The organism is Bartonella rattimassiliensis 15908 (assembly GCF_000278215.1).
GTDB lineage: Bacteria > Pseudomonadota > Alphaproteobacteria > Rhizobiales > Rhizobiaceae > Bartonella > Bartonella rattimassiliensis.
The window spans coordinates 1-3500 of sequence record NZ_JH725065.1 but is presented as its reverse complement, the minus strand read 5'-3'; the positions used below and the strand labels follow the sequence as shown (position 1 = coordinate 3500).

Annotated in this window: 4 protein-coding genes; all 4 read right to left on the bottom strand. The window is 35.9% G+C overall.

The features are described 5' to 3' along the window. Nucleotides 1–15: 15 nt before the first annotated feature. Nucleotides 16–243 (bottom strand): hypothetical protein, encoded by a 228-nt coding sequence (locus MCY_RS03000; protein WP_007346892.1) that lies wholly within the window; start codon nt 241–243, stop codon nt 16–18. Between the two features lie 116 nt (nt 244–359). Continuing rightward, nucleotides 360–587, bottom strand: coding sequence for a hypothetical protein (locus MCY_RS02990; RefSeq protein WP_007346891.1), 228 nt, complete (start codon nt 585–587; stop codon nt 360–362). Further along, nucleotides 584–1186 (bottom strand): lysozyme, encoded by a 603-nt coding sequence (locus MCY_RS02985; protein ID WP_007346890.1) that lies wholly within the window; start codon nt 1184–1186, stop codon nt 584–586. Before MCY_RS02985 ends, MCY_RS02990 begins: the two co-directional genes overlap by 4 nt. Before the next feature lie 1335 nt (nt 1187–2521). Beyond that, a complete protein-coding gene (locus MCY_RS02980; RefSeq protein WP_007346889.1) occupies nt 2522–3292 on the bottom strand; it encodes a hypothetical protein in 771 nt (256 codons plus the stop codon). Between the last annotated feature and the right edge of the window lie 208 nt (nt 3293–3500).

Here is a 3500-nt window from a genome sequence, read left to right as displayed (position 1 = left end):
AAGATTTTGTGAGTTCTAACTCTTGGTTAGCCACTTTTTGAGATGTGAGAAAATATTATCTAGCGCGTCCATAAGGCGAGCAAAATCCATCACTAACATAAAAACAATGAAAGCTATCCACTTTATAATACGCGACATCATCTTCAAGCCTTGATAGGTTTCTATCATCTCATGAAGTAACTGTCGTTCGGTTTCCGATAGATCTTCCTCCTCCTTACTTCTTCTACTCATTTTGCCAACCACATAAGCGTGCTCCCTGTTGGTTATGTTTTAAAATATCTCTTGCTAAATGTGAGCTGATGACATCAACATCTTGAGTATCCAAGTAAATCGGCAACCAACCTTCACAAGTAACACTCCTACTTGCCCCGCAGCCAACGAGTAAGGGAAGAACGAACACCACTATCACTTTTTTGATTAACTTCATTTTCAACCTCAAAACGCGTCGTTGCTATCTTTAAAGAAGTCTCTATTTGCTTTTGACGTTCTGATCTCTGACCAAGATGAAAGGCTTTAGCTAAAGCCATTAAAAAAACGGCTAAAGCCGTGAACATCAGAGTTAAATTTCTTTTGAACCAAAAAATCACAACCGCTGCTCCCGAAACCGTTTTGCTACAAAGAAAAGGCCAACACAGGCGGCTAAAACCATAAGGGTTGCTAAAGCCCATTGGATCGGGCCATTGCCCACCAAAAAACCTCCAAACCCTGAACAAGATCCTATAATCGGCGCTAAAGCTTCTACCTTAAAAACACCTCTTGCCTCCTTCGTTTCCACTCTTTGATAGTTGGAAGAAACATAAGACCCCTTAGCCCACAAACCTGCTTCAGCTGCTCGACGGTTGGCTAAACCAGCAAGAATCCTCCCTCCTACCTTATTCCATTTCTGTAATTCGACGGGTACAGCTTCATAATCCCCTTGATTAAGCTTCTTCAACAAACTCGACTTGCAAAAAGCTTTCGTGCCTACATTATAACAAAAGGAAACCAAGGCTGCGAATTGGCAATCCGTTAAGGAAACCTTCACAGATTCCGAAACAGCTTGCTCAAATTGCTTTAAATCCTTACAAAGAATTTCTTCTGCTTGCTTGTGCGTAATACGCATGCCTTTTTTGACAAAGGGGTGACCAGCATGGCTCGTATGACCATACCCTATCGTCCAAATATTCGGTATAATATCAAAAAACACAATAAAGTCAATAGTTTTTATGCCATTATTTTATATGAGTCCACTTAAGAATCCACATTTTTATACGTGATTCATTTGACTATTTTTTATACAGGATTGCCATGTATGAATAGACCATAAAAAGAAAATAATGATGTAAATATTATAACGCATGGGGGCATTCAAATGAAATGAAAAGCAGATATCATTCATAACAGATCATAAATTTTATGATACGTTTTTATCACAGCACAAATCACATTGTTAAAAATTTAGTCGTTTGAAATTATCGATAACATACGTTTAAGATTGCATCTTGTTTTAAAGATTGGTTTGTTAATCACATGATAAAAACATAAAATTATAGTTTTCAAAATTGAGAAGCGCAAAAACTAAAGAGTGTTATAGCAATATTAGATCATTCTATAAGAGGGTAATCGTTTGAAACTGTTCTAAGGTAAATTGTATCAAAAGATACGTATTTATAGAAAATAGAGATCATATAATTTTTCCCAAAATTGGGAAAAACCTTTAAAATGGCATTAAAGAAATTAACAGTTTGAAGCAGTCATAAGCTTATAGGTTTAATTTATAAAGATTGTACAAAGGATTTAAAGACAAGATTGATTTTATAACCACGGTATTTTTTTACCGAGGTAGGAAATAACCAGATAATGAAATTCAAAGCGTTATATCTTATGAAATCAAAAGTCTTTTAATGAATATATTGCAGGCTAGTTTTGAAGAACGGAATTATTCGCTTCCATAAAAAAATGGAGGCGGCTAATACATAGCAGTAAAATACTATTTTACCTTAGATATGATACTAAAAAACGTTTTAAAAGTTACCATTTAAAAGCACAGAGCACAAATATAGAGCGATTAATTTGCAAAGAAGTTATATTTGAGTGCAAAATAAAAAGATACTTATGATAGCTTCTCTAAATGTACGTTTAAACGTTTGAAACATAAATGAGATCTTTATAAGAAACGTTTGAAATGGATGTTAATAATAATTTTTAAAACCTTCCATTTGATAAAAGCGTTTATAAAAAGCTGTTTTGAAAACCAACGCTCGTAAATGTAAAAACGTGTTTTGATAAACCTACCAAGCGTTTTGATTTGTTTGATAAGTTTTAATCAAGAGACTAAAGCGCTTGCGATATTAATACGTTTTGTATATGGGTTTCATTACTCCATTATGGTTGATTCATATAGATATTTGAAAGCCGCGTCATATCAGTTGGTACGGCTTTCTTTTTGAATTCTCTCTTTTATGATATGTTTATAGCAATGCGTTTTATAATGCGTTTATAGCCATAAAAGCAGGCGCCCCCCACGCCCTTTTATTTTATGCTATTTATCCATCTTAACAACGTTATCGCTTTCATAAACCTCATAATTTTGAGCAACTGATTTTACCTTGCTTTGTTTATCTATTTTTGCTCTTCCATGAGCACGCCCCCACACCTTGACAGAACCAGAGATTTTTGCATTGCCATAAACAGAGCCGTAAATCTCGGCACGCCCACTCACATGGGCCTTGCTATAGACCTTGCCATAGATTTTTGCAAAGCCTTTGATAGCAGCTTGTCCATAAATTTTTGCACTGCTGTAAATACAAGCAGATCCAGAAACCTTTGAATGACCAAAGATCCTAGCATGATCATAAACAAAAACATCATTAGAAACGCGCGCATGTTGATAAATATGGGAATTGCTATAAATGCGAGCGTGATCACAGACATGGGCCTTGCCATAGATGTTCCCCGCCACATGAGCACTCCCATAAACACAAGCATGGTCATAAACTTTAGCATATCGAGTGATCAAAGCCTTTCCATAGACCTCGGCATTCCCATAAACACGCCCACGCACATGAGACAAATGGCGTACTTTAGCATTATCAGAAACATGAGCATAGCCATAGGCACAAGCCTCATCATAGACCCAGCAATTGCCATAGTGAGATAAGTTACTTTCATTTTCGATATAGCCACCTAAGTCGCCAGCCTTAACATCATCAAAATCTCTTAAAGCCCGAATACGATAAAGATTTATAATTTGCTTAGTCAGTCTATCTTTAATTTGTTTGATTTGATTGGTTAATTCATATTTTTTGCACATAGGGATACCCTCACAATCTAATGTGATCAATGTTTTCTAAAATTTGGAATGGAAAAATTTGGTTTGAAAGCAGGCGCCCCCGCCGCGCCTGTCCTTTTCATTTACACAGCTTTATTGATTAGACCCAGATAATCTCTAATGATCCATAAGGAGAAAGCTGTTCAATATAGGTTTTTATCTTAGTAGACCCACCGACATTTTCACGAAT

What these genes read in the sequence shown, in the direction of transcription:
- MCY_RS02980 (WP_007346889.1), bottom strand. Translation starts at nt 3,292, where the DNA reads ATGTGCAAAAAATATGAATTAACCAATCAAATCAAACAAATTAAAGAT.